This window comes from Sporomusa sp. (assembly GCF_057736855.1).
In genome coordinates, this window is the sequence record NZ_JBYKYF010000019.1 from 17957 (window position 1) to 21181 (window position 3225).

The following is a 3225-nucleotide window of genomic DNA, read 5'->3' on the forward strand; positions in this document are numbered from 1 at the left end:
CCGGTCGCTGTCAGGAGTATTTGTTTATAAGAACTTAACAAAGTCAGTATGCCTGATATATAAATCCGTAGAGCAGCAGCTATCTGCTGCTTCTGAAGTTTCTGTTTTACAATCCGACCGCCAAAAGGCTTAACCTGTTTTTTGTTATCTACTCCCAATAAAGCGGCAATAAATTCATCAGCACAGATAGCTGTGACAAAAAATATTCGCTTTTGGGTATCATTTTTAGCTATTTTTACAGCCTCACTGCAGAAATTCTGTGTATGCCGACCTACCGTACGATAATATCGTCCTTTGCTTGCTTCAATAATATCTCGTAAAAATGTAATAATAGGCACAACATAACCTCCAGAAATAATCTACATAAGACCTTTTTCTATTGCCTCTTTTGTCAATTTATCACGGAAATCAGGATGACTGATAGCAATCAATGCTTGGGCCCGTTCACGCAGGCATTTTCCTCTTAAGTCTGCCACGCCATATTCAGTGACCACATAATGTACATCATTGCGGGAAGTTGTTACTGCAGCTCCTTTATCCAACTCACAGGTAATACGCGAGATTTTACCACCAGCAGCGGTTGATGGTAAAGCAATAATTGACTTGCCATGTAGTGATCTGCTGGCGCCACGGATGAAATCAACCTGACCACCGACACCACTATACTGTCTTGTACCAATCATCTCGGCATTAACCTGGCCCATCAAATCTACCTGCAAGGCAGAATTTATAGAAACCATTTTTTCATGCTGCCCAATAATATAGGGATCATTAACATAGTCCACTGGCTGTAATTCAACATCCGGGTTATTATTGACAAAATCGTAGAGTTTCTTTGTCCCCATCAGGAAAGTAGCTACAAATTTACCGGGGTTAATTGTTTTTTTACGATTGGTAATGACCCCGGCCTCGGCCAAAGCTACAACACCATCAGAAAACATTTCAGAATGAATGCCTAAATCTTTTTTACCTGTTAAAAATAGCAGCACTGCGTCAGGAATACCGCCAATTCCAAGCTGCAAAGTAGCACCATCTTCAATCAGTCTGGCTATGTTTTCACCAATGGCCTTCTCAACATCACCGATTTTAGGAGGTTTTAACTCAATCAGTGGTTCATCTTGTTCTACAATATAATGAATAGCATCTAAATGAATTTTGGCTCCACCCGTGCGGGGAACGCAGTTATTAATTTGCGCGATTACCGTTTTGGCACATTCGGCCGCAGGCTTGGTGTAGTCTGCTGAGACGCCATAACTGCAAAATCCTTCCTCATCGGGTGGCGTAATTTGGAGTAACGTGACATCCACTGGCAGTATGTTGTTTCTAAATAATCTAGGGATTTCTGAAAAAAAGCATGGAGTAAAATCAGCCCGTTTTTCTTCTACCGCTTTTCTTGTTGAGCCGCCTACGAACAATGCATTATGGCGGAAACTTTTTTCCATTCCCGGTTGTGCATACTTAGCCGCACCCATAGCAACCATATGAACAATTTCCACATCGCTTAACTCTGATGCCCGGTCAACTAAGGCATTTACCAATGTAGTCGGCTCACCGCAGGCATGTCCAAGTACTACTCTATCACCTGACTTAACATGCGATAGTGCCTCTTTTGCCGAGACGATTTTTTTTTGATAAATTTCTCTCCAATTATTCAAAGTAATCCCTCACTTTCTTGACAATTTCAGTAACCATTTTCGCCTCATCAATCGCCATGGCATCCATTGTCTTGGCCGCCACTACAACTGCCGGCAGCTTGCTTTGATTGTACTTCAGCGCACAACCAGCACTACAGCCGCTCAGATATATAACAAAATCAACATCCAATGAATTATAGCCAACTTGATAACCGTTTTCCTGTAACGCATTCTGCACTTGTGCAGCTATTTCGCCCCGATTAATCTGTGGATTACATCCCCCACAAAAGACAATGCTGATCCGCCAATGATTCATAGGTAGCTTCTATCCTTACGCAAAATGTTCAACGCCTCATTAATTAAATCTTGACTGACCTGCTGAACTAATACGACACCTTTAATTTCCGGACATACTTCTTTTAGTGCTGTTTCTACTATTTCCGACAAGGTTTGTTGGGCACCGGGACATGCTGAACATGCCCCGGTTAGCCTTACTTTTACAACCCCATCGGATGTTACTTCAACTAACTCAATATTCCCATTATGAACACTGAGTGCTGGACGGACTTTCTGCTCAATGACTTGTTGCAATTTTTCCATCGAAACATCCTCGTACTTAACTCATAACTCATTAATTTTATTACTTAATACCGGCAATAGCTTTAGCCAGCTCTTTCTTCTTCTCTAAATTGCCCTGGCGGGAAATCATAATCCGCTGTGCCTGTGGCGAACCAGCACCATGCATGGATTCTGTGCGATAACCAACAGCTGCAGTACCCAATGTCAGGTTTTCGATCAAACGTAAAATACGCATACGATTCTCCGTAGGTACTGAAGCTACGCCGCGAAGATATTTTTCAACTACCTTGCCAATCTCAGGATGACGCAAATCTTTTTCTGAAGGCATGGTTACCATCAGACCACCGGCAATATCTTCAGCCAAACGGGCAATTTCATAGGGGAAACGAGTTACATTTTGTTTACAGACATTGGCCAGTAACAGGTCAATAATGTAATTACCTTCTGCTGTTTTATGGCCTTCAGCCGAACAAGCAATACCGCAAGCGTATAAAGTTTCATTCAGATGCATCATTTCAATCAGTTTGTCTTTTATATGTGATGCTTTAGCTACTCCGTTATATTCAGCAGCCACTGCAGCCGCACCGATCAAGACATCACCTACGCCTACTTTGCAGCCACCATAGCTTTGACGATGATAACCGGCAAAACGTTCAACTAACATACCGCTGAACTCATATTCGCCGCACATGAAGACATTTTCCCAAGGAATGAACACATGATCAAATACCATAAGTGCTTCATGTCCGCCGAATTGTTTGTTGCCGACATCAATGTCGCCGCCTTCTAGTTTACGGGTATCACAAGACTGACGCCCGTAAATATAGAATATACCTTCAGCATCAGCCGGTGCACAGAATGAGACTGCATAGTCGGCATCATCTTTCCCCATAGAAATAGTAGGCATTACCAATATCCAATGAGAGTTGATGGCACCTGTCTGATGGGCCTTAGCACCACAAACTACAATACCGTCTTCTCTTCTCTCCACAACATGCACATACAAATCAGG

Annotated in this window: 4 protein-coding genes and 1 pseudogene; all 5 read right to left on the reverse strand. The window is 42.5% G+C overall.

Translation table 11 applies throughout. The features are described 5' to 3' along the window. Positions 1–338, reverse strand: a pseudogene (locus AC29Z1_RS02590) (hypothetical protein); the annotation flags it as partial. 21 nt (positions 339–359) lie between these two features. Next, a complete protein-coding gene (locus AC29Z1_RS02595) occupies positions 360–1655 on the reverse strand; it encodes an acetyl-CoA hydrolase/transferase family protein (RefSeq protein ID WP_488269895.1) in 1296 nt (431 codons plus the stop codon). Further along, entirely contained in the window at positions 1648–1950 is a 303-nt protein-coding gene (locus AC29Z1_RS02600; protein WP_488269896.1) for a hypothetical protein, read from the reverse strand. Before AC29Z1_RS02600 ends, AC29Z1_RS02595 begins: the two co-directional genes overlap by 8 nt. Next, positions 1947–2234, reverse strand: coding sequence for a NifU family protein (locus AC29Z1_RS02605; RefSeq protein WP_488269897.1), 288 nt, complete (start codon positions 2232–2234; stop codon positions 1947–1949). Before AC29Z1_RS02605 ends, AC29Z1_RS02600 begins: the two co-directional genes overlap by 4 nt. A gap of 40 nt (positions 2235–2274) precedes the next feature. Continuing rightward, on the reverse strand, positions 2275–3225 hold a 951-nt coding region (locus AC29Z1_RS02610; protein WP_488269898.1), incomplete at its 5' end, for a 4-hydroxyphenylacetate 3-hydroxylase C-terminal domain-containing protein.